The organism is Polaromonas sp. (assembly GCF_049790275.1).
Taxonomy (GTDB): Bacteria; Pseudomonadota; Gammaproteobacteria; order Burkholderiales; family Burkholderiaceae_C; genus Polaromonas.
On record NZ_JBAQYR010000041.1, the window covers coordinates 105782 to 125115 of the forward strand.

The window sequence follows — 19334 nt, forward strand, 5'->3', positions numbered from 1 at the left end:
CGTGAAAAGGAGTTGAACGGCGCGAGGACTGTGCCGGGTCAGCTTGGGGGCGATTCAAGGCCTGGCGCGGCTTCGGCGGGATTTCTGCTGTTTTTGCGTATTTCTTTTATCTTCTACGATGTATATTATGTAAAGTCCCGGATGCTATGCAATTGATAGCTGCCTACGCCCGCACCACGGGGGCTGGAGCCGCTTTTTGCTGATATTCGTATAGTTACTATGGCGCTACAGTCGGGGCAACCCCGTACTGATTTGTAACTATTGGTTTCATCCTGCTCAGGTGCAGCAATCCCCCGTCGATCTGTTTGGTGAAGTCGTCGTGACGCAACAGGACGTGCGCGCATGGCTGCTGGCCGTGCCCCGGATCGATCCAGACGGCCCCAGGGCGGGCCATTACGTGCGCGGCTATGGTGTGGTGGCGAAGATCGCCCACGCGAAGCTGTACGGCACGTTTGACCAGCTCACAGCGCCGCGCCTGATCGAGCCGCAGTCGGCCGAATGGTGGCACCGGATGGCCTGGGCGTAAAAAAGCCCGCTGCTCGAGCGGGCTTTGTGGCGATGCCGGATCCGGCGGCCTTACTTGCGTTTTTTGAACTGGCCTTTTTTCGGTCCGCTGGTGTGCCGGGGCGGCATGCGGCGGGCGGACTTTTTCGGGGACTTGCGCTTCTTCGTTGCCATGGGTAGCTCCTTCGTGGTGGTGGGTGATCAGGGTTCGGTCGAGATGTCGGACGGCGTGGGCGCCCCACCCCACTGCGCGCGGATCCACTCGCGCACGCTGGGCAGCTGGCCGATGATGAAGGCGGCGGCCAGCGCGCCGCACAGCACGATGATGGTTTCGCGGCCAATCTCGGGCGCGCTGGGGATGAAGGCTTTGAGTTTCATGGATCGTCGTGGCGTCGGTGGTAGTGGCGGGATTCGCAGGCGCTCAAGCGTTCCTCGAGCTTTTCAACATCGCGGCGCAGCCAAGCCAGTTTGGTGCTGACCACGCCCCAGGTAACAAGGCCGTTGGCCACGGCAGTGAACAGGGCAATTTGCAGGGCTTCACTCATGCCACGCCTTTGATCTTTTCGGCGGTGCGCATGGTGCCGATGCCCAGCAGCGCGCCCAGCACGGGCCACAGCTCGGAGGCGTCGAGCTCGGGAATATCGACGGTCAGGCCGGCCGCCTGGGCGAGCATCGCCAGCAGCGGGCCAAAAATGTATTTGAAGGCGATCACGTTGCCGCAGATCCAGCCCAGGTAGGGGCGCCAGCCGGCTACAAAAAGCCGGGTGCTGGCTGCTTCGACCTTGTTGATCTCGAGCTGCCCTTTCAGCAGATCGGTTTCGGCCGTCAGCGCGGCCAGCTCGCCGTTTTGCTGCATGCGCAGGATCTCGAGCTTGGCAGCGTCGGCGGCGGCCTTGTCGGGAAAAATCTTGTCGATCACGGACGTGATGACGGGAAGCAGTGCGATCAGTGGCGCCATTACCAGCTCCCGGTGGCGCCGCCAGTCCAGGCGGCGGTGGTGGTGGGGATCGGCTCGAGGCCGCCCCACTGGTTAACGCGCATCCCCGGCGGCACAAGGTCGGCGAGGTCGTAATTGAACGGGCTGTAAACAAACAAGCTGCCCAGGCTGGCCGGCGCGGGATCGTTGCGGGCTTCGGTCAAATTCTCTTGATAGGCGGCCTGCATTTCAACGGGGGTCAGCCTGCTGGGCAGCTCCCAGCCGGAAAAGTCAGGCAGCGCGCCTGCGATCCTGCGGCCGGCGTACCAAAGCCCGCCCACCACAGCCACCGCGAGGGATAGCTTGATGAGCATGTCAGCAGAGACAGGCGCCACCTTCATCGATCAATACCAGAATTCTTTGCTGTAGTCGTAGATCGAGCTGAAGCCGGGCGCGAGGTTGGCGGCAAAGCCGTCCATGCTCGAGTTGTAGGGGTCGCCGCTGATGCTGCCGTCATAGGTGCCGCCAACGCCGTTGTATTCGGCGTTTTTCTGCTGGTAGACCGTGGGCGTCTTGCTGTTCATCAGCTTATCAAAGCCGGCGCCAAGAATTTTGCCGACGCCAGACCAGAGCGCGTTGTCGTTCTGCTGGTAGACCTGAGGCACGGGGCCAATTGCCGTCGAGCTGGGGAAGCCGGCTTGACGCCACAGCGCTGACGCGGACTGCCCGAGCGTGGCGCCCTGGGCGGTGCGCGTGGCGAACCAATACGCGCCGACACCGAGAACGGCGAGCAGGGCCATGTTGCTTGGAGGGATGGAAGCTGATGCCATGGTTTAAGCCTCGAGGTTGCCGCCGGCCGCCTGGTATTGGGCGATCAGCGTGGGGAGTTTCTTTTCGGGTTGTGCGTAGCCGGCGCCGGGCATGCTGGCCCAGATCGGCGCCACTTTGGCGATGGCGGCCGCCAGCCGGCCGGCGCGCACATCGTTCAAGGCGCCACGTTCACGGACCAGCTCGAGCGCGGCGGCGTCCTGCGATGCCGGGCCGAAGTCAGGCAAGCCCAGGCGGCGTTGCAGCGTGTCCCATGTTTTCACCAGAAACTGGTACCGGCCGGCGGCGCTCGAGCGCAGCTGCTCGCCGCGGCCGTTGGTGAAGTTGGTGTAAATCCGGGGGTGATCGGCGTAGGAGTCAAACAGCGCGCCACCGAAGCGGGTGCGGTAGCCGTCCGGGCCGCTGGTGCCCTCGGCATAGGCCAGCATGTCGAGGAAGGCGCGTTCGTTTTGCGCAGCTACGCCAGCAGGCACGGCGGCCGGGGTGTAAGAGCTGGGGTCAAGGTTCACAAAAACTTCCTCGAATGGTGTGGCGAGCTGGTCGGTTGATTCGTCGGGGGCGTAGTCGGTGTAATCAGTCGGCACGGCGGCCGCGTTGGCCCGCCGCACGCCGAGAAACACGGCGGCGATGATCACCAGGGCGGCGGCAATGGTTGGGTGCATGCATCACACCAGCTCTTCGAAGAATTCAAAGACGCCGCCGATTTCCTTGTTGGATTCGGAGCATTGCAGCGTCAGGCCGTACCCCGGCGCGATCACGTAGGGGTCAGAGAATTCGAGTACGTTCTGCGATGAAGCCTGCACATAGGCGCAATCAAAGTATCCCGCCATGGCGGCCCCGGCTGTCGCGGCGCGCACCTGGGCGACACCTGCGGCCCCGCCGGTCATCTTGTTGGCGATCACCAGCAAGGCACCGCCGATAGACGCGCTGGCTTCTTTCATAAAAATCGCGGTGGCGCTGGTGGCACCCCACTGCACTTGATTGACAACAAGGCGCTTGCCGGTGCCGGCAGGATTCCAGAGTTGAAGCTGGGCATAGACGCCGACGCCGGCCGTCGAGAACCCGCCGCCCATGTAGGAGCCGCCGGCCACTGTCCGGTTTTTTCCGCCGTCGATCACCGACACATCGCCATTGATGCGCTGATCAACGAAGTCGCTGTCTGCGATCAACACATTGCCGATGTTGGGCGCGCCCGACTTGTCGACAATCTGAACGCGGGTAAATGGGGAGTTACGCTGTCCCTGCCCCGCCTTGATGGGGCCGAGTCGGTAGCCTTCGGTGATCACCTCCACCGCGCCGGTGGAGTCCATGATGCGGAGATAGTCACCCTGCACCAGCAGCTGCATGGAGCCGCCAGCGGTCAAGGCGAAGTCATAGATTCGGCCAGCAGTGCGCATTTTTATTTTCCTCTTACAGCGGCGAACGCCACGATTCCGGCCATGGCGATGGCGCCAATCAAAATCTTGTCGGTGAGCGCGCCGCGGCCCTTGGCATCGGCATAGGCGTCCTTCACCAAATTTGCTTGCGTGTCGAGCGAATCCAGCGCGGTCTTCTGGCTGTCGGTACTAAACCCGAACGCCTTGCCGGTGAATTCTTTTGCAAAGCCGAGCGCGGCCTCAAGGTTAGTGCCCGCGTTGGAAATTGCGTGATTGGCTACTTCAGCATCCAGCGTTGTGAGATTGATAACGGCATCACCGCCGGTTTCAGCCGACAGCGCACCCTGACCCAGCACGCGCCGGTTGTCTGTTTGGTTTGTGTCGGAGCTGGTGCTGCTGCTGGATTCACTGTCCATTTTTCGCTTTCAGCAGGACGGCGCCAGTCACCATCCAATTGTTTTTGATCAGGGTTTTGGCAACATGCGGGACTTGCGTGCACAGCGCCAGCAGGTCCGCATCGAATTTGGCCCCGAGGTCCATCAGGGCGCGGTCAATGGCAGCGCCCTGCACGCGATCACCCAGCGAACGGAAACCCACCACGTCCAGGCGCCGGCCGTGCCGGTAAACCACGGGACGCACGGCGATCAGCGCATGCTGGCCGCCGCTTTCATATTCGAAAAGGTGCGCACCGCGGAAGGCTTCGTCGGGTGCGGCAAGCGGCCCCCAGGGGTTGACGTCCACAGCTGGCTGCATAGCGTCCAGGCGGTCGGCGTCCCATGAGAGCGCATTTACTTTTTCAGCAGCCATAGCGCAGCGAGGCCAGCGACGGCAAACCAAACCCAGACAGGAATTTCGGCGTTGGACGCGCTCTGCAATGCATTGCCCGTGCCGCCAACGTTCACGTTCCACGCGCCGGAATTCCCGAGCGTGAAGTCGTTGCCCATCTGGGACATCTCTGCCTCAGACTTGGCAGAGTTGCTCAAGTTGAGGTTGAGCGGCGGCATCATTTGGAGTTCACCGCCAGAAAAATCACGCCACCGATGAGCAACAGCATGGGCAGGGACAAGCCCAGCACGTTTTGCTGGTTGCTGATCGGCAGGCCCTCAACGGACTGGCCGTAAGGGCTGATGGTCGTGTATTGGCCTGGGCGATTCAGGGCGTAGCCGTCCTCTTGCGCATAGCTCTGATCACTGACGCCCAGGGCGCCCCCGAGAAAGGAAATAAAGCTGCGCTTGGTGCGCTGCCGGTCCTGCTCGGCAATCAATTCCTCGTAGGTCATTGGTGCCCCTCCCTTGAGGAAAAAATTAGTAGGCCGCGAACGGGATCAGCTCATCGGTTTCGATGGTGATGGTCTCAGCGCCGCTGAACGTGCCGTAGAACTGCGCCGACTTCACGCCAGAGCTGGGGCGTGTGTCCCAGGTGCGGCCCATCATCTGGCCGTCCTGCACAGGGTCAAACACAACCAGATTGGTCTGGGGCGTTTTGCCGTTGTCTTTTTGAGCGGCTTCGTTCTCGAGCTTCGTCAGCTCATGCTCAGTGACGCCTTCACGCATCGTTTTGAACCCGGTCATATTGGCCGAGTAAAAGGCGATGCGGCGATAGTTGGAGCCACCGCCGGCTGGGTCAATGTGCGGGATTGGCAGCGCGAAGGTGCCGGCAGCGCCCACGCTGACAGTGGCGCGGTGCTTGCGGGCGATCAGGAAGCGAATGCCCTGTTCTGCTGGGTCGGAGGTCGGGGGCGACACATCAGCCACGCCCACGATGGTCGGCGTAGTGGCGCCGGCAATTGTCACCTCCATGCGCAGCGACGTGATCCCGGACTGTGCGGACAGATCAATCGATCCAGCCTGAAAGGCGTTCACGGTGCGCGCCTGGCGATCCATGAAGTCGATTTTCAGAATGGTGACGTCAGTTGCAGCGCGCGAGGCGTAGCAGGTGATCAGGTTCAAGTTGGTGCCGGTGCTTTCCCAGATCACTTTGCCGTTGGCTTTGAGCTGGATCAGCGTGATCATGGCCCGGGTCAGCGAACCGCCGCCCAGCGTGAGCATGATTTTTTCCAGCACAGTGCCGAGAAACTTGTTCATGTCGCAGATTGCGACGCCAGTGGCAACCACGTTCTGAAACGGGTCGAGGATCATTTGCTTGTTCATGGTGTGTCCCTTGAGGTGGTCAGGCGGCGCGGCGGATTACAGCGCGGCGGACAGGTAGGGAATGTTTTTGGCGACGATCACGCCGGCCACGCCCAGGGCGGCGGCCTTGACGCTGTTGTTGCCGACAAATTTGTGCAAGCCGTAGCAGATGCCCAGCGCGATGCCGGTTGCAATCATCTTTTCTTTGCTCATGTTCATGGTCCGGGCCTTTCGGTGGGGTTGGTCGGTGGTGACGAAAAATCAACAGCCCCGAAGATGCCCGGACGGAACACAAAAAAGAAATTTGCCGCCTTAGGGACGCTTCCTAAGGGGTGGCTTTGCCGGTGCCGCTGGTGTTGCTTTTTTTCCAGAAAAAGTCAGTTTTCCAGTGGTCGGCTCCATCTGGCCGACGCGGCGCTCGATCCAGTGCAGGTCGGCCAGCGTCAGCAGCGTGCGGGGATCACAGCCCAAGAACTGCGCCAGCTCTTTCGCGTCGGTGGGGTTCGTCAGCCGGCCGGTGTGGATCACGTCCGCATTGCCAATAAACGATTTGTCGCACTCCTTGGTGCGCTGCCCTGCCCCGATGATCGACAGCCACTTGCGCACGCCCTTGCTGTCGCGGTAGTCCCGGCCGATGTTCACGCAGCGGCGCCATGCCGGCGGCGCCTTGTTGGCCTTGGTCACCTCGGGCAGCTCGTCGACAAACATCAGCAGGCAACCAGACTCCCAGGCGGCCAGACAGAACAGCTCAAACTGCGCATGAAAATCGCGGCCATGGTCCACCAGATAGCGGACCTTGAACGCGGGTTTTTTCAGCTCGAGGATCGCGGCGCCCAGGCTGGTAAAGGGCTTGCCCACACCATCAAGGGCCGGGTCGTGTTTGAAGTCCCAGATCAGCAGCCGCGAGGGTTTCAGGGCTGTGATCTGTTGCTTCACCCAGGCGGTTTTGCCGGTGCCGCGCGCTCCGAACGCAGCCAGCACCAGCGCCTTGCCGTCAGCCAACGTGTAGCACCACGTCAGACGCAGGCGCCGGCCGCGCGGCAGTCACTTGCCTAGGTGGTGGCGCGGCGGTTACCTTGCCCGCCTTTTCTGCCGCTTCGTGCTTGTCGATCGCGTTGACGTAGCCCATCACCAGCGGCAGCACAGAGATTGCCAACGCGGCGGCCTCAGGGCTTTGGCCGATAGCCGACATGAGGAACGACAGGTGTTTTTTCAGCAGCGGAACGGCGGCGTCAGCTGGGTCCTGCAACAGATCATCGGTCCATTCTTCGCGCAGCTCGGGCAGTTTTTTGCAGGCCCAGGCGCGGCCAGCTTTCAGCAGCGCCAGCATTACCTTTGAAACACCGGCCTCGAGCTTCGCCATGGTGGCGGCGGCCGCGGCTTCCATTTCCTGCTGGCTGGGTTCGCCGTTGTCGCCCTGCTGGTCAGGTAGCGGCGCGCCGGCCGTGTCAGCCTGGGCGGCCAGTAGGTCCAACGGGCTTGCCGGTGATGCCGTGTCGTCGGGTTTGGTGATGATTTTCATAGCTTGTCCAGGTCAAAGCCAGATTTTTTTTCAGGGGTGGGGGCAGGCGCTGGTGCGGCGTCCTTGATGGTCGCCATGCGCTCCTTGTAGGCGGTGCCGCCGGGTTCGGCGTAGCCGCTGGAATCGCAGCAATCACACTTGTGTGTGAGCATGCCGCCCGCGCTTTTTCGGTAGGTAACGGGTTCGCCGCAACTGGCATTGGGACAGACGCCGCGCCCCACCTTTTCGGTGGTGGTGCGGCCCATGATCAGAGCGCGATCAGGTCAGCGGTGGCAATCGATTCCTGCACGCCATCGGTGTCCCAGGTGACGCCGACCGTGTCGTCATTCGTGGGATCGATCAAGCTGACGTGGCCGGCCTCGGCGCCCTGCCCTGTGTCATCGCCACCGCGTGCGGTACCGGGTTTTGTTTTGACGGATTGAAGGATGCGGAAACGGTTCATGCTTTTTTCTCCAGGTGTTGCCGGTGACCGACCGGCGCGGTTATTTTTTGGCGTACAGGAGCTGAACGCCCAGCGCGGCGACGTACCAGACATTGACGCCGGCCAGCGTGCCGTGACTGCCGGCGCCAAAGCTCCAGAACGGCGCGCGCATCACGCCGAAGTAGTGGCGGCCAAAGGCGATCACGCTCCCACCTCTTCCGTCTCGTACCAGTATTTATTGCCACCGACGACAAGGTGATCCACCAGCAGCGTCCCGCGCCGTCGCGGCCCGCCGCAGACGGCAATCCAATCGTCAATGAGCCGTTGCCCGTCCTCGAGGTGCCCATGCTCAGCGATGAAGGCGAGGAAGCTGCCGTAGGCGCCATGGCTGACCAGCCGTGTGAGCTGGTCCTGATTGATGAAGCCGACGCGGTTTTCTGTCTCGAGGTCAAGCTCTTGCTCAGCGGCGGCGGTGTCGTCGTCCATGTCCTCGATGCCGAAGTGATCCTTCAAGCCTGGGGACCAGGTGAGCATGCGTTTGCCATCGAAGGCAGTGACGAATTCGCGGAACGCGTTGGACGCGTGGCCATCGCCATCGGCCGACATCGCCAGCAGTTGAAACGGGGTGTAGTGGTCCTTCGTGCCCCAGGTGTCGCGCTTGCCGGTTTTGGCGTGGCTGCTGGTCAGCTCGCGGGACATTCCCCAGCGTTCATCGTGGCCCCATTTGGCTATGTATTCAGCCGCGCCCTTTCCGCCACGAACGTCGAGCGCGTATTGCGTTGCCCACTGTCGATTGGAACCATCGACCAGACCGCGTTTTTCAAGCAGTCGCACCCACTCACCACGAAAGTAGTCAATGGCGGCACTGGTGAGGCGCCCAGCTTCGTCTGGATCACCCTCACCGAAAGCGCCGGGTTTGCAGAACACAAGCATGTGTAGGTGAGGATGCCAACCGTTCCCGATTCCATAGGTAACCTCCAGCGACGTGACGCCGCCGACGCGGCCGGCGGTGCCGTCCTTGCCCATAACTTTTTTCCAGCCTTTGGAGTTCTGGAACGACTGCCGCGCCTTGTCGAAAAGCGGCATCAGCTCCTCGAGCATCTGGCCCATGTAGTGCGGGAAGGTGAAGGTCAGCAGGTAGGCGTGGCCGCCCTGGGCGGTGTGCTGCACCATGGCGTAGGTCAGCTCCCGGCGCCGGACCTCGGCCACCTTGGACGCGCAGACCGGGCAGGCCCAGACGCTGCCGCAGGTCTTGATCGAGCCGACCCGGGCCTTGGCCCCGTCCAGGCTTCGCATCACGGGCATGACGCCTTCGCCGACGATGTGGCGGCCACACCAGCACGTGCGGTGCTGCTGGTTGTGTGGCCGGCCGTCCTTCACGTGCAGCAGCGTCTGGGCCTGCCGGCGCAGGCCGTCCCGATGGATCAGACCGGCGCGGCTTCGCTCGAGGTCCGGTGTATCGATTTTGCGTGTATACCGAGAGGTCATTAGATGCCTCCGACCAGCCGGGCGCGTTTCACCTCGAGCGACGTCAGCAGCGCCTTAGCGGCCATGCCAGCGGCTTCGCAGCGCGCCTCGAGGCGCAGATCACCCCGGCAGAAAGCGAACGCCTCCCTTAGCTCCCTGACTTGCAGGCGGGCCATGGTGATCAGGCGGTCAAACTCCTGAGGGGTGATGTCTAAGGGGTTGTTGGCCTCATTGGCGGCCACGCGCACGGCGATGCAGTGGGCGTTCATGGTTTGCAGCGGCAGGGCTGGCTGTGCGAGCGCTGGCATGGTCAAAACAACCCAGTGAGCCAGCGGCCGAAGCTCCAGCCCATGTAAAAGCCGAAGCCGGCGCAGGTGGCATAGGCGACGGCGTAGATCGCGTACCACGCCAGAATCATTGCCTCGAGGTCATCGTCCTCGGGCCTCATGACGGCACACCCAGGCTGTCGGCGAACTGTTTGCGGACATAGGTGGCGATGAAAGGCCGCTGCTGGAGGTCGGATGCCATCTTCACGGACAGGCCGAGCTGGGTGGCGATGTACGCCTCGAGGCGGGCGCCTTTGGAGGTGGTCCACATCGGCAGCAGCGCCACGCCGTCGCAGGTGACAAGCTGGGCAATGTCCTGCTTCATGCAGTCTTCCCACTTGGCGTCCTGGTCGCCGTTGATTTCGGCGGGGTTCACCACGGTGTAGCCCAGGGCGCGCAGCCGGGCCGTCTCAGCGTGGAACAGGGGGTGATTCAGGTCTTTGTAGCCCGTCATTGGGCCAGCGAGGTAGAGTTTCATGGTCAAAACTCGGTGGTCAGATTGCCATCGGCGTCGCGCTTCATCAGATCGAAGCCCGACAGCTTTTTGTGAGCGTCTTTGATGGCCCGCAGACCATCGTCATAGGTGTGGTATTCGCCCCAGACCTCCTCGTTTTCTTCACCAGGGTGAATGACGACAACCCAGTTTTTGGGCTCGGCCGTGTAGAGGCGCCGTACAGCGGGGGGCGCTGACGTTGTGAGAGTTTTCATGGTTTGGCACTTTCTCGACGGTCCGGCACTTCTCGCGATCCCGAAGGAGCCACCCCGGCCCAACGCGTAGAAAGTGCCAGCCCGCCACGGTTTAAAGGTTTCGCGGGGTGACGGGCGGACTATAGGGGACAGGCCTACCACGTGTCAACAGGCCTACCACGTGCCAGCGTCGGACACGTTGCATGTCCCACGACTGTTGACTACGATCACGCCTTAGGAATAAACCCTTAGGAGTGCCAGCATGAAAGCATCAGGATGGATCGACCGGATCAAGGCCGCGCGCGGCTGGGACAGTGATTACCGGGTTGCCCAGGAGCTGGGCGTGGGGCGCGCCACGGTCAGCAAATACCGTCAGCGGGACGGAACGCTCGATGAGGACATGGCAATCAAGGTCGCGGGCGTCTTAGGCGAACGCCCTGAGGCGGTGCTGCTGGATCAGTACGCAGAGCGCACCAAAAACCCGGAAGTCCGCACTGCCCTTTCGCGTGCTGCTCGGGACCTCTGTATATTATGTTAAATAACATTTGAAGGTATCGGATCAAAAAAATGGGTGACGCAGAAAAGGTGACCGACGGCAGCAACGTTGGCCCTCTTCGCGCAAGCAAAGCTAACGCCTGGGCTTAGAACCGGTCCATTTCTCCGAAGACCGCGTCAACATTGCTGCCGACCGGCAAACGGTCGCGCTAGACTTCCTGCCGCAAGGCGCAGGTCAACTTTCCTTCCGGTTCGTCGGCTACAGGCCGACTTTTCTTCCCAGCGAGCGACCAGCGCGTCAACCCACGTGGACCTCACCTGTAGCAGTCGCCATGCAGGAGCATGCGGAGATTCTTCTGGAACTGGTCCGGGTTCTCCACGCCCACAGCCTCGCCTGTGCGATCGTGGACGCCGACGAAGAGCACTCCCACCGATCCTTCAGGTACCGAATTGGCGAAAGCCGTGGCCGTGCGCCGCAGGTCGGCAGGCCTCACCCTCTCAAGCTTGCGCTCGACCAGCGCATCTTCTTGGTTTCCAAGTCGTTCCAGGAGTTGTTCGGCCGTCAGCACATGCCCCTCGTGGTTATCCGTCGCGAAGGTTCGACCAGCCTGGCGGGCTAGCCGTACTTCCTAGCGACCAGGCTTGGTCCGAATTGCAACGACAGCTGAGGTTCAAAGCTAAGGTAGTCGTCAACCTTTTCGAAAAGCGGGCCCAAGGCGATCACCAGACCTTCGGTGGCGATAGCACCCGCTTCCAGGTAGTCGATGCGAGGCGGTCGGACGCTGACCAACAGACGCGCATCTCGGTTCACGCCCTTGGGACCGGCCAGCGCGCTTTGTAACTGCAAGCCAAGTTCGGCAACGGCAGTTCGTCGCAACCCGTATCGCTCTTCCAGAAGTTGGGTAACGCCCAACACGACTAGGTCCCGCGGCATGAACTCCCGGGCTACACGCGGCGACGGCTTGTCCGTGCAGTACGGCTCCAGAACGCGCAGCAGTGCGTGGAGCTCGTCACGGGAGTATCCAGTGACGGCACATACGTCGGCGGCAGTAAGTCGTTTGCCCATTGTCCGATTAACCCACGTTTCTTTGGTCGAAGGTGAAATTCTGTGTTAAAGTTCCAGCCCCCTGTGTAAAAACCCCGCAGGAGTGCAAAAAATCGTCGTAGTTCTGCGACAGAATGACAGTCAAGCAAGGGGGTTTAGGCCACGAGGCCAAGGTTGCGCCGCGCAGTTCGACAGGCCAGCACAGGGCGGAAATTCCCTGATGCCGCGGGCGGGCAGCTCCAGACAATGCCAATCGAGTTTGGTCTCGGGTAGGCAAAAAGAAACCACCAAGACCGTCGCCGTGGTGGTTTCGCAATCCCGCGCACGCGCAGGTGATTTATGCAGGCTGAAGTCTGCCACAGATGTGGACACAGCCAAAACGAAGTGCAGTGCGGGCTTTGTTAATTCGCAACACGTTTTGCGAAAGGAGCCGGCATGCCCAGTGCGTCAGCAACTTCGCCCGGTCGACACGTCGACCGTGTACAGCCTTCCCAGTTTCGAGCAGTGTGCGGTGATGACGCGTCGCCGCGTGTGCCGAAACGCGTCGCCAGCAGTTCTCGGTGGTCGCCTTGAACACAAGCCTCGCTACGTCCCCAGACGGCAACGGCCGCCGGTTTCAAGTGCTGGCCCTGTCGGGCGGCGGCTTCCGCGGGCTGTACACCGCGCAGGTGCTCGCCGACCTGGAGACCGAAATCGGAGGGTCGATTGCCCGGCACTTCGACCTGATCGCCGGTACGTCCGTTGGCGGAATCCTCGCGCTGGCGGTAGCGATGGAGATTCCCGCGCGCAAGATCGTCGAGCTGTTCGTTGACCACGGCGAGGAGATTTTCAAAAAGCGCCTGTCCTTGGGCGGGTTCTTCCGGGCGCCCTACTCCTCGGAGCCTCTGGCCAAACTGCTGCGGGCCGACGATCTCTTCGGTCAACGCCTCCTAGGGGAGTGCCTGCATCCCGTGATCGTCCCCTCGATCAACTATTCGAGCGGCAAGCCTGTGATCTTCAAGACGCCGCACCACGCGAACTTCAAGCGCGACCACACCTACCAAATGGTGGACGTTGCACTCGCGACCAGCGCCGCGCCGGCCTATTTCCCGCGCCACAGCTTCGGCAACAACCAGTATGTCGACGGCGGCCTATTCGCGAATGCACCTGGCATGCTGGCCAACCATGAGGCCTTGACGTTTTTCAATCGGGCCCAGGACGACGTCTGGATGCTGGCCGTGGGCACGATGTCATCGCGCTTCACGGTGGACCCGCGAGGCAATCGCTCTGGCGGAACGTTTGATTGGGGCGGCTGGAATCCGGCGGAAACGCCCAAGCGCCTTTTCGGGCTGGCGATCTCGGTGCAGGAGTCGTTGACCGACTTCATCCTGAAGCATCGCCTCGGGCCGCGCTATCAGCAACTGGACGACGACCTCACGGAACGACGCGCCGGCGCCGTGGCCCTGGATAAGGCAACCGCGGCCGCCCGCGAAGTGCTTCAGGGCGCTGCGGCGGAGCGCTCCAAGTTCGCCATCGGCGATCAGACCATTCGCAATTTCTTCACCCATCGGCCCGAAGCGGCCACCTTCTTTTACGGCCCACGTGCGGCCCAGGAGTAGATCATGCTGAAACTGAACAAGCTGCTGTACTACACCGCCGACCAGCGAGTATTCAGCGACGAAATCGAGCCGACGGACGAGCAGCGCAAGGTGCTCACGCAGGCCAAGAACGACATTCGCAACCACTTGCGCGTCGGCATCGCCGAGGCAACGGTTTCGGTGCTGAAGATGCCCCATCGCGTCGAGCCGCGGTTCCGTACGCAGGGCTCCTGGTCGTACAACGCGTGCATCCAGCCCTTCGCGATGCCGCCGCAGGAGATGGACTGGGACTTCGGCGTCTACCTGCCCGTGGAGGTCTGGGAAGAGAACGGACCTCCCCACGCGATGGCGAAGGCCTATTTCGTGCTGGTCGAGGGCCTGCTGGCGAGCCTGTGCAAGGATAAAGGCTGGCACCTCGTGCCCGGCAAGGACACCTGCATTCGGGTCCAAGTCACCCCGTGGGGGCACGTTGATGTGCCGTTGTACGCCGCGCCGGCCGCGCAGTTCGTGCGGATTCAGGAACGCGCGCTAGCGAAGTCGGTCACTGCCAGTGTGCATGACTCGGTGCGCCTAGCCGAGAGTGCGGAGTTCGGCGAATTCCCCGAGCAGGCGTGGGAGGAACTGGACGACATCATGATGGCCTGTCGCTCGGGCGAGTGGATCAAGTCGGATCCGGAGACAGTATCCCGCTGGTTCAACGACCAGGTGCTGGTGCACACGGAGCAGTTGCGTCGTGTGTGCCGCTACGCGAAGGCATGGCGCGACAAGTGGTGGGAAACGGGCGGACCCTCTTCCGTTTCCCTGATGATCGCGATCGCGCAGGAATTCAAGGCGCAGCCAGGACGGGATGACCGCGCGTTCGAGGCCGCCATGCGCACCTTGGCCAAGGCGCTCAAGGCGGACATCCGCGCGCCTGGCATCGATGGCGGCAAGGAGGATTTCAACCGCCTTAAGGGCATCGAGCGCGAGTTCGCCGCCACGAAAGCCGACGATACCGCGGCCGCCATCCAGCGCGCTCGGCTGCGGGATGGGGACAGCAAGGCCCGGGCCATCGCGGAAGTGCGCGGCGAGTTAGGCGCGAGGGTGCCGAACGACACGGAACTCGTGGACGCGGACACGGCCGCCCAGGAGGTTCTTTCCGTCGCACCCAAGAAGGTCACCGCGCCTGTTGTCCTTGCCACCAGCGCCGGGTGAACGCCATCCCCCAAGCGGCACTGGCAGCGGCCCTGCGTGAACTCGCGGACCGCGGCTTTGTCGCAGCTGGCTTCCGAGGAGGCGCGCGCTTCTTCCGAGGCCAGCTGCCAAGCCCACGGGGGAAGCTACGCGTCATGCTGAGCATCAGCGACTGGGATTTTCTGGAGTACCCGTCGATCTGGGTCGTGGACGGCCTCGACAAGTTTCCGCAGCTACGTCCTCACCTCGATGAGCTCGGTGGCCTGTGCTACTTCAGCCGCCGTAGCGTTGTCCTGGACCGCTACGACCCGGCGATGGCGGTCGCTCAATGTCTGGAGCAGGCTGAAGCGGTGCTCGCGAAAATCCTCAGCGACCGCCAGTACGTGGTCCAGGACATCCAGAACGAGTTCCTTGTGCATTGGAAGCGACAGCGGCCGCCGCCGCTGACGATCCACATGGGGAGCGTGAAGCCGGACGCCCCCTCGGCGCGATTGCATTTCGATCAGCAAGAACGCGGGGCAGTCCTGACCGATGACCCGCAGGCTGCCCAGCTGCTGGCGAACGCGATCGGATGGTCTAATCTGACTGAGGCGATCAACCGGTGCTGGTTGTTCCGAACCGAGACGCTGCCTCCGATACCCAGGCGGTTTCCGCAAACCGTGCGTGAACTGTTCGACTGGCTGCGCGATTGGGACCGACGCCTTTACAACGCCATCCAGCGCCGCCTGGGCGTCGACGAAACCTACGAGTTCGAGCTCTTGGCAATGGCCGTGCATACGCCGGTGGGCTGGATCGGCTTCATGCTCGCATTGAAGCCACCAGGCAGGATGACGGCGACGCAGCTGAAGGAATTCCTGCATGGGCGTGGCGGCACGACCCGCATCACAAGAATGGCGATGACGGACATCAGCCCGGAGTTCGTCCACAGCCGCAACCTGACATTTCCCGACCTCACGAACAAGCGCATCACATTGTTGGGGTGCGGCGCGATCGGCTCGCATCTGGCGGCCGCGCTGGTGCGCTTGGGTGCAGGCCAAGGGCCGCAGGGACTCTTGCGGCTGATCGACGAAGAATTGCTGCTTCCCGAGAACCTCGGCCGACACTACCTGGGCTACAACCGTCTGCACCAGGACAAGGCCAAGGCCTTGCGCGAAGAACTGCTGCGGCAATTTCCGCTCGCGCGGATCGAGGCCGTACCACAGACCGCCCAACGGGTTGCCGCATTGGTCCATGGCGACTTACTGATCGAAGCGACCGGCGATGAAGCGGTAAGCGAATACCTCAATTCGCAGTGGCTGGAACGCGGCCGCTCTGTGCCTGTGCTGTACGTCTGGATCAAGGGCAATGGAGAGTGCGTGCAATCCTTGTGGACGGACAAGGCGGAGTTCGCTTGCTTTCGCTGCTTGCGCTTGAATGACCCGCAAGCTCATCGCCATGAGCGCTACCCCGTATTGAAGCGAGCACCGGAGCGCAAGGTGCTGGGATGCCATGCCTTTACCCCTTACGCGGTCGCCGCCCCGCTGCAAGCCACGGCGCTCGCTATCGACGGGATTTGCGACTGGCTGCAAGGGCGCACCACTCCGCGATTTCGCACGCGCGCCCGGGAAAACGTTGACCTCCATCCCGTCGAGTCCTCCGATCCCACCGCCCAACTCGATTGCCCGGCATGCGCGAGCCGCTGATCTACGCCAACCCGTTCCAGCACGGCGCCTTCGTGCTTGTAGAACCGCATGTCGTTGACGGCGTGCTTGCACAGCGCCAGCAAGGCCCGAGAGATCCGGAAGCCGGCGGTATCCTGCTGGGGATGCGCCGGGGTGAGCACATTCACGTGACACAGCTCACCAGCCCAGGCCCCGAGGATCGGCGCACGCGGACGGCATTCCATCGGGCAAAGCGGTCGCACCAAGAACTTGCCCTGCGCCAGTGGCGTGAGTCGGGCGGCGTGATGGACTACCTCGGGGAGTGGCACACACACCCCGAGGTCGGACCCAGTCCGTCGGACACCGATCTTCGCGAATGGCGCACGCTGCTGCGCAGCTATGACGCCGCCCTGGTCTTCTTGATCGCCGGGACACAGGAACAGCTTTGGCTCGGCTTGGGCAATGGCACACGGGTGCAGGCGGCTGCGGGTTTCAACCGAACGGGGAGTTCGCATGGGTAAAGCATCTCGCCTCTTCAACGGTCAGGCCGAGCAAACGCTCTACGCGCGGGTGACACCGTCGGCCGAGCAACGGGAGTTCCTGCAGCAGCAATGGAACGCCCTCGCTGACCACCTGAGCGCCCAGCTCGCCCGTCATGGCTATCCGATCCGCACCTGGCTACAGGGCTCTTACAAGTACGGCACGTTGATTAAGCCGGTCAGGCTCGGTGAGGAGTACGACGTCGATCTCGGCCTCTATTTCGAATGGGAAGCAGATGATGACGAGGCCGAACCGACGCCGGCACAGTTGCGCGACTGGGTTCAGCGGGAACTCATGGCCTATCAAGCGCAGCACCCGGAACTCAAGAAGGTTTCGCAGCCGCCTAAGGAGCGTTGCTCGCGAGCCATCTATGCCCAACGCTTTCACATCGACACGCCGACTTACCACCTCGACCCGGACACGGACATTCGCAGGCTCGCAACGCTCTCCGACAAGTGGGAAAGCAGCGACCCCAAGCGCTTGTACAAGTGGTTCAAGCAGGTCGTGTCTGGAGGCGATCGAGATCAACTGCGGCGCCTTATTCGTTACCTCAAGGGATGGGCGGCTGTCGCATTCGACGGGGCCGAGGAGGCGCGTCCCTCCTCGATCGTATTGACGGTTCTAGTGGCTGAGATTTATCGTGGTATGTGGCTGGAACGGCTCGGCGGCATGGACGACGACGATGCGCTTATTGCCGTCATCAAGGCCATCCACGAGCAACTGTCGGAAAGCCGAGATGTGTGGAATCCCGTGGACGATAGGGAATCGCTCAATCGGATTTCTAAGGAAGCTTGGCCAGCCTTCATGACCCGGCTCAATGCATTGCGCGACTGTGCCGAAAACGCCGAGGGAGCGGAAGACGAGTTCGCTGCCGCCATCGCCTGGTCCGAAGCGCTCTCGTTCTTGATGCCGTTGCCGGAAGCCGACGGAGTCGAGATTGCAGATCCCCGATCGAGCAGTGCTCTGATGCAGATTCCGGATATCCAGGTGGAGGTTGGCAACGAATGGGAATTCAAGCAGGCGGCCGCCACCTACCGCAACGAGGTGCCCGCTGTTCCCAAGGGCCACTTCCTCCGATTCACGATCTTGAATCCGCAGATCGTACCTGCGATGGCGCAAGTGGAATGGACGGTGCGCAACGAGGGCAACGACGCGGACACCATCGGCGATCTAGGACACGCGCGCGGGGGAATCGGCATGCACTCGGTCGAAGAGCGCACGTCATATGTCGGCAAGCAGTACATGGACGTGGTTGTCCGCTGCAATGGCTCGGTATACGCAGCGCGTCGAGTCGCCGTTCACATTTCGGAGTCCAAGGCGCTTGCTCCGCGCGCCACACCTCGTGCATGGATCACGCTGCGGTCCAAAAAGGGACGCCGGCGCTAGCGCGTTGGAGCCGAGCTGAGTGCTGATGGCGTGGCCGGCTGGTCAGAAACAGTCAAGGGAATTTCTTTGGCAGCTCCTGCGAGCTCCGTTGGCCAGCGCTCGAGCGCAACCTCAAAGCAATCGACTTCTTCGCAGTCCCGGGACATGAGCTTGAGCCGAATCTCCCCGTGGGTCGGCGTGCTCGTCCAGTAGAACCCTTTCAAAGCCGACGCCTTGTTTTGAAGGCGGAGTTCACCTGCGCCCTTCGTTACCTTATTTTCGTTGTTGTAGTGCCTAGTCAATTCGAAGACATACCGAAGCCGCGTCTCTCCCGTACGCGGGTCCTGCACCATTCCCTCAAGCATCGATGTGCCAATCTGAGTGGGCGTGTATGACTGGACACTCAAACTGAGATACGTCTGCCGGATGACGAAGACGATCGGAATGTGCAACTCAACGCCGTCCTTGGCTCGGTAGTCCGACACGAGCGTTCCGCACCATGCACCATGAACAGCAGGACGATTCAGCCATCGCGCAAGGCGTTCGTACTTCCAGCTCGCACCGTATAGAAAAGCGAAGGCGATGCCAGACACCGTGACAGCCAGGGGAAGGGCGCGCAAGAGTTGCTCTAGCTCCAGGCCCCCCGAACTCACGAGGGCCACGCTACCTACACAAATCGCCCAGACGACGGCAACAAGGTAGCAAAAAACCTTTAGGAGTCGCCGGAGCTCAGGTTCAGTTAAGGTCAAGTTATGCAAGATCCACTGGCGCGCGTTGCATCAGGCGCCCCTCCTGGTAGATGGAGATGTACTGGTCGGCTGTCAACAGTCCCACACATAGAACACATCGGGACCTTGAAGCGAGCAAAGCGGACAGCTGCCGTGCCCCGGTAGGGAGTTCACCTGGAGCATTCTTGATGACATCCTCAAGGCTCGGGGCAAGAAATTGCGACACGTGGGTTAGAGCCTGTGTGCTGGAGTCGATGAAATGAAACCCGTCATGCCATGCGGAGCGTTGGGCGGAGAGTCTCGCCAGTGCTTCGCTTATTGCTGCAGCGCCAATGACAGGCAGTTCCGGTCGCGGCGATGCCCATCCACCGAGCGGCACCGCAGGCAAATCCAGCGGCGGCGTGTACAACACAATGCCCACGCCCGCGAAGTCCGCCGACCGACAAGAATGTGTCGCCGTCAGCAGTTTCAACGCCAAGTGAATTGGAGCTGCCGCATCCCTACTCGCCAAGTGCACCTTTTCCCCCTCTCCAGCCAGCTTCTGACCGCTTCCAATGAGCCCGCTGGTCGATCGCTTTCGCGATCGACCACTTAC

The 19334-nt window shown here is 62.0% G+C and carries 33 protein-coding genes; 7 read left to right on the forward strand and 26 right to left on the reverse strand.

Translation table 11 applies throughout. The features are described from left to right. Positions 1-280 precede the first annotated feature (280 nt). Entirely contained in the window at positions 281-526 is a 246-nt protein-coding gene (locus WA904_RS05505; protein ID WP_425196119.1) for a hypothetical protein, read from the forward strand. Positions 527-705: 179 nt separating this feature from the next. On the opposite strand, the gene WA904_RS05510 is transcribed toward WA904_RS05505, so the two are convergent. The 22 genes from WA904_RS05510 to WA904_RS05615 form a co-directional block, all read right to left on the reverse strand. Continuing rightward, a complete protein-coding gene (locus WA904_RS05510; protein ID WP_425196120.1) occupies positions 706-882 on the reverse strand; it encodes a hypothetical protein in 177 nt (58 codons plus the stop codon). Next, complete coding sequence (locus WA904_RS05515; RefSeq protein WP_425196121.1) at positions 879-1049, reverse strand: hypothetical protein; 171 nt, start codon at positions 1047-1049, stop codon at positions 879-881. The genes WA904_RS05510 and WA904_RS05515 overlap by 4 nt, the downstream gene beginning before the upstream one ends. Continuing rightward, positions 1046-1462, reverse strand: a complete 417-nt coding sequence (locus WA904_RS05520) for a 3TM-type holin (protein ID WP_425196122.1) — start codon at positions 1460-1462, stop codon at positions 1046-1048. Before WA904_RS05520 ends, WA904_RS05515 begins: the two co-directional genes overlap by 4 nt. Further along, positions 1462-1794, reverse strand: a complete 333-nt coding sequence (locus tag WA904_RS05525) for a hypothetical protein (protein ID WP_425196123.1) — start codon at positions 1792-1794, stop codon at positions 1462-1464. The genes WA904_RS05520 and WA904_RS05525 overlap by 1 nt, the downstream gene beginning before the upstream one ends. Positions 1795-1824: 30 nt before the next feature. Beyond that, on the reverse strand, positions 1825-2250 hold the full coding sequence (locus WA904_RS05530; protein WP_425196124.1) for a hypothetical protein: 426 nt from the start codon (positions 2248-2250) through the stop codon (positions 1825-1827). Positions 2251-2253: 3 nt separating this feature from the next. Continuing rightward, complete coding sequence (locus WA904_RS05535; RefSeq protein ID WP_425196125.1) at positions 2254-2910, reverse strand: glycoside hydrolase family 104 protein; 657 nt, start codon at positions 2908-2910, stop codon at positions 2254-2256. A 3-nt stretch (positions 2911-2913) separates the two neighbouring features. Next, complete coding sequence (locus WA904_RS05540) at positions 2914-3594, reverse strand: hypothetical protein (protein WP_425196126.1); 681 nt, start codon at positions 3592-3594, stop codon at positions 2914-2916. Positions 3595-3647: 53 nt separating this feature from the next. After that, the gene (locus WA904_RS05545; RefSeq protein ID WP_425196127.1) at positions 3648-4040 is read right to left on the reverse strand and encodes a hypothetical protein; all 393 of its coding nucleotides are present in this window, start codon (positions 4038-4040) and stop codon (positions 3648-3650) included. Continuing rightward, on the reverse strand, positions 4030-4377 hold the full coding sequence (locus tag WA904_RS05550) for a hypothetical protein (RefSeq protein ID WP_425196128.1): 348 nt from the start codon (positions 4375-4377) through the stop codon (positions 4030-4032). The genes WA904_RS05545 and WA904_RS05550 overlap by 11 nt, the downstream gene beginning before the upstream one ends. Positions 4378-4412: 35 nt before the next feature. Further along, entirely contained in the window at positions 4413-4628 is a 216-nt protein-coding gene (locus WA904_RS05555; protein ID WP_425196129.1) for a hypothetical protein, read from the reverse strand. Then, positions 4628-4903, reverse strand: coding sequence for a hypothetical protein (locus tag WA904_RS05560; protein ID WP_425196130.1), 276 nt, complete (start codon positions 4901-4903; stop codon positions 4628-4630). Before WA904_RS05560 ends, WA904_RS05555 begins: the two co-directional genes overlap by 1 nt. A 25-nt stretch (positions 4904-4928) precedes the next feature. After that, positions 4929-5774 (reverse strand): major capsid protein P2, encoded by an 846-nt coding sequence (locus WA904_RS05565; protein ID WP_425196131.1) that lies wholly within the window; start codon positions 5772-5774, stop codon positions 4929-4931. A 36-nt stretch (positions 5775-5810) separates the two neighbouring features. Then, positions 5811-5972 (reverse strand): hypothetical protein, encoded by a 162-nt coding sequence (locus WA904_RS05570; protein WP_425196132.1) that lies wholly within the window; start codon positions 5970-5972, stop codon positions 5811-5813. 93 nt (positions 5973-6065) lie between these two features. Continuing rightward, a complete protein-coding gene (locus WA904_RS05575) occupies positions 6066-6755 on the reverse strand; it encodes a hypothetical protein (protein ID WP_425196133.1) in 690 nt (229 codons plus the stop codon). Next, entirely contained in the window at positions 6748-7275 is a 528-nt protein-coding gene (locus tag WA904_RS05580) for a hypothetical protein (RefSeq protein ID WP_425196134.1), read from the reverse strand. The genes WA904_RS05575 and WA904_RS05580 overlap by 8 nt, the downstream gene beginning before the upstream one ends. Then, the gene (locus tag WA904_RS05585) at positions 7272-7520 is read right to left on the reverse strand and encodes a hypothetical protein (protein WP_425196135.1); all 249 of its coding nucleotides are present in this window, start codon (positions 7518-7520) and stop codon (positions 7272-7274) included. The genes WA904_RS05580 and WA904_RS05585 overlap by 4 nt, the downstream gene beginning before the upstream one ends. A gap of 2 nt (positions 7521-7522) precedes the next feature. Then, positions 7523-7717, reverse strand: a complete 195-nt coding sequence (locus WA904_RS05590; protein ID WP_425196136.1) for a hypothetical protein — start codon at positions 7715-7717, stop codon at positions 7523-7525. A 40-nt stretch (positions 7718-7757) separates the two neighbouring features. Then, complete coding sequence (locus WA904_RS05595; RefSeq protein ID WP_425196137.1) at positions 7758-7901, reverse strand: hypothetical protein; 144 nt, start codon at positions 7899-7901, stop codon at positions 7758-7760. Then, entirely contained in the window at positions 7898-9184 is a 1287-nt protein-coding gene (locus tag WA904_RS05600; protein WP_425196138.1) for a protein rep, read from the reverse strand. Before WA904_RS05600 ends, WA904_RS05595 begins: the two co-directional genes overlap by 4 nt. Further along, on the reverse strand, positions 9184-9471 hold the full coding sequence (locus WA904_RS05605) for a hypothetical protein (protein WP_425196139.1): 288 nt from the start codon (positions 9469-9471) through the stop codon (positions 9184-9186). The genes WA904_RS05600 and WA904_RS05605 overlap by 1 nt, the downstream gene beginning before the upstream one ends. Before the next feature lie 136 nt (positions 9472-9607). Then, complete coding sequence (locus WA904_RS05610; RefSeq protein WP_425196140.1) at positions 9608-9967, reverse strand: DUF4406 domain-containing protein; 360 nt, start codon at positions 9965-9967, stop codon at positions 9608-9610. 2 nt (positions 9968-9969) lie between these two features. Continuing rightward, positions 9970-10197: a hypothetical protein gene (locus WA904_RS05615; protein WP_425196141.1), complete on the reverse strand. Its 228-nt coding sequence runs from the start codon at positions 10195-10197 to the stop codon at positions 9970-9972. Between the two features lie 241 nt (positions 10198-10438). Between WA904_RS05615 and WA904_RS05620 the strand changes: the two genes are divergently transcribed. Then, positions 10439-10714: a helix-turn-helix domain-containing protein gene (locus WA904_RS05620; RefSeq protein WP_425196142.1), complete on the forward strand. Its 276-nt coding sequence runs from the start codon at positions 10439-10441 to the stop codon at positions 10712-10714. Positions 10715-10985: 271 nt separating this feature from the next. Here WA904_RS05620 and WA904_RS05625 read toward each other — a convergent pair whose 3' ends face one another. Together WA904_RS05625 and WA904_RS05630 are read right to left on the reverse strand one after the other, a co-directional pair. After that, the gene (locus WA904_RS05625; RefSeq protein WP_425196143.1) at positions 10986-11240 is read right to left on the reverse strand and encodes a helix-turn-helix domain-containing protein; all 255 of its coding nucleotides are present in this window, start codon (positions 11238-11240) and stop codon (positions 10986-10988) included. 47 nt (positions 11241-11287) lie between these two features. After that, positions 11288-11737, reverse strand: coding sequence for a hypothetical protein (locus WA904_RS05630; RefSeq protein WP_425196144.1), 450 nt, complete (start codon positions 11735-11737; stop codon positions 11288-11290). Positions 11738-12285: 548 nt separating this feature from the next. On the opposite strand from WA904_RS05630, the gene WA904_RS05635 reads away from it, so the two are divergent. The 5 genes from WA904_RS05635 to WA904_RS05655 are packed head-to-tail and all read left to right on the forward strand — an operon-like array spanning position 12286 to position 18032. Next, a complete protein-coding gene (locus WA904_RS05635; RefSeq protein WP_425196145.1) occupies positions 12286-13314 on the forward strand; it encodes a CBASS cGAMP-activated phospholipase in 1029 nt (342 codons plus the stop codon). 3 nt (positions 13315-13317) lie between these two features. Then, the gene (locus WA904_RS05640) at positions 13318-14487 is read left to right on the forward strand and encodes a CBASS cGAMP synthase (RefSeq protein ID WP_425196146.1); all 1170 of its coding nucleotides are present in this window, start codon (positions 13318-13320) and stop codon (positions 14485-14487) included. Continuing rightward, the gene (locus WA904_RS05645) at positions 14484-16148 is read left to right on the forward strand and encodes a ThiF family adenylyltransferase (protein ID WP_425196147.1); all 1665 of its coding nucleotides are present in this window, start codon (positions 14484-14486) and stop codon (positions 16146-16148) included. Before WA904_RS05640 ends, WA904_RS05645 begins: the two co-directional genes overlap by 4 nt. Beyond that, complete coding sequence (locus WA904_RS05650) at positions 16133-16627, forward strand: Mov34/MPN/PAD-1 family protein (protein WP_425196148.1); 495 nt, start codon at positions 16133-16135, stop codon at positions 16625-16627. Before WA904_RS05645 ends, WA904_RS05650 begins: the two co-directional genes overlap by 16 nt. Further along, positions 16620-18032 carry a cyclic GMP-AMP synthase DncV-like nucleotidyltransferase gene (locus WA904_RS05655; protein WP_425196149.1) on the forward strand — a complete coding sequence of 471 codons (1413 nt, stop codon included), beginning with the start codon at positions 16620-16622 and terminating at the stop codon, positions 18030-18032. Before WA904_RS05650 ends, WA904_RS05655 begins: the two co-directional genes overlap by 8 nt. On the opposite strand, the gene WA904_RS05660 is transcribed toward WA904_RS05655, so the two are convergent. Both WA904_RS05660 and WA904_RS05665 read right to left on the reverse strand, forming a co-directional pair. Beyond that, entirely contained in the window at positions 18029-18631 is a 603-nt protein-coding gene (locus tag WA904_RS05660; protein ID WP_425196150.1) for a hypothetical protein, read from the reverse strand. The genes WA904_RS05655 and WA904_RS05660 overlap by 4 nt on opposite strands. Positions 18632-18761: 130 nt before the next feature. Beyond that, positions 18762-19334: hypothetical protein (locus WA904_RS05665; protein ID WP_425196151.1), on the reverse strand; the 573-nt coding region annotated here is incomplete at its 5' end.

Excerpts from the sequence above, each read along its gene's own strand:
- WA904_RS05510 (WP_425196120.1), bottom strand. The coding sequence starts at position 882 with ATGAAACTCAAAGCCTTCATCCCCAGCGCGCCCGAGATTGGCCGCGAA.
- WA904_RS05515 (WP_425196121.1), bottom strand. The coding sequence starts at position 1,049 with ATGAGTGAAGCCCTGCAAATTGCCCTGTTCACTGCCGTGGCCAACGGC.
- WA904_RS05520 (WP_425196122.1), bottom strand. The coding sequence starts at position 1,462 with ATGGCGCCACTGATCGCACTGCTTCCCGTCATCACGTCCGTGATCGAC.
- WA904_RS05525 (WP_425196123.1), bottom strand. The coding sequence starts at position 1,794 with ATGCTCATCAAGCTATCCCTCGCGGTGGCTGTGGTGGGCGGGCTTTGG.
- WA904_RS05530 (WP_425196124.1), bottom strand. The coding sequence starts at position 2,250 with ATGGCATCAGCTTCCATCCCTCCAAGCAACATGGCCCTGCTCGCCGTT.
- WA904_RS05535 (WP_425196125.1), bottom strand. The coding sequence starts at position 2,910 with ATGCACCCAACCATTGCCGCCGCCCTGGTGATCATCGCCGCCGTGTTT.
- WA904_RS05540 (WP_425196126.1), bottom strand. The coding sequence starts at position 3,594 with ATGCAGCTGCTGGTGCAGGGTGACTATCTCCGCATCATGGACTCCACC.
- WA904_RS05545 (WP_425196127.1), bottom strand. The coding sequence starts at position 4,040 with ATGGACAGTGAATCCAGCAGCAGCACCAGCTCCGACACAAACCAAACA.
- WA904_RS05550 (WP_425196128.1), bottom strand. The coding sequence starts at position 4,377 with ATGCAGCCAGCTGTGGACGTCAACCCCTGGGGGCCGCTTGCCGCACCC.
- WA904_RS05555 (WP_425196129.1), bottom strand. The coding sequence starts at position 4,628 with ATGCCGCCGCTCAACCTCAACTTGAGCAACTCTGCCAAGTCTGAGGCA.
- WA904_RS05560 (WP_425196130.1), bottom strand. The coding sequence starts at position 4,903 with ATGACCTACGAGGAATTGATTGCCGAGCAGGACCGGCAGCGCACCAAG.
- WA904_RS05565 (WP_425196131.1), bottom strand. The coding sequence starts at position 5,774 with ATGAACAAGCAAATGATCCTCGACCCGTTTCAGAACGTGGTTGCCACT.
- WA904_RS05570 (WP_425196132.1), bottom strand. The coding sequence starts at position 5,972 with ATGAACATGAGCAAAGAAAAGATGATTGCAACCGGCATCGCGCTGGGC.
- WA904_RS05580 (WP_425196134.1), bottom strand. The coding sequence starts at position 7,275 with ATGAAAATCATCACCAAACCCGACGACACGGCATCACCGGCAAGCCCG.
- WA904_RS05585 (WP_425196135.1), bottom strand. The coding sequence starts at position 7,520 with ATGGGCCGCACCACCACCGAAAAGGTGGGGCGCGGCGTCTGTCCCAAT.
- WA904_RS05590 (WP_425196136.1), bottom strand. The coding sequence starts at position 7,717 with ATGAACCGTTTCCGCATCCTTCAATCCGTCAAAACAAAACCCGGTACC.
- WA904_RS05600 (WP_425196138.1), bottom strand. The coding sequence starts at position 9,184 with ATGACCTCTCGGTATACACGCAAAATCGATACACCGGACCTCGAGCGA.
- WA904_RS05605 (WP_425196139.1), bottom strand. The coding sequence starts at position 9,471 with ATGCCAGCGCTCGCACAGCCAGCCCTGCCGCTGCAAACCATGAACGCC.
- WA904_RS05610 (WP_425196140.1), bottom strand. The coding sequence starts at position 9,967 with ATGAAACTCTACCTCGCTGGCCCAATGACGGGCTACAAAGACCTGAAT.
- WA904_RS05615 (WP_425196141.1), bottom strand. The coding sequence starts at position 10,197 with ATGAAAACTCTCACAACGTCAGCGCCCCCCGCTGTACGGCGCCTCTAC.
- WA904_RS05620 (WP_425196142.1), top strand. The coding sequence starts at position 10,439 with ATGAAAGCATCAGGATGGATCGACCGGATCAAGGCCGCGCGCGGCTGG.
- WA904_RS05630 (WP_425196144.1), bottom strand. The coding sequence starts at position 11,737 with ATGGGCAAACGACTTACTGCCGCCGACGTATGTGCCGTCACTGGATAC.
- WA904_RS05640 (WP_425196146.1), top strand. The coding sequence starts at position 13,318 with ATGCTGAAACTGAACAAGCTGCTGTACTACACCGCCGACCAGCGAGTA.
- WA904_RS05650 (WP_425196148.1), top strand. The coding sequence starts at position 16,133 with ATGCGCGAGCCGCTGATCTACGCCAACCCGTTCCAGCACGGCGCCTTC.
- WA904_RS05655 (WP_425196149.1), top strand. The coding sequence starts at position 16,620 with ATGGGTAAAGCATCTCGCCTCTTCAACGGTCAGGCCGAGCAAACGCTC.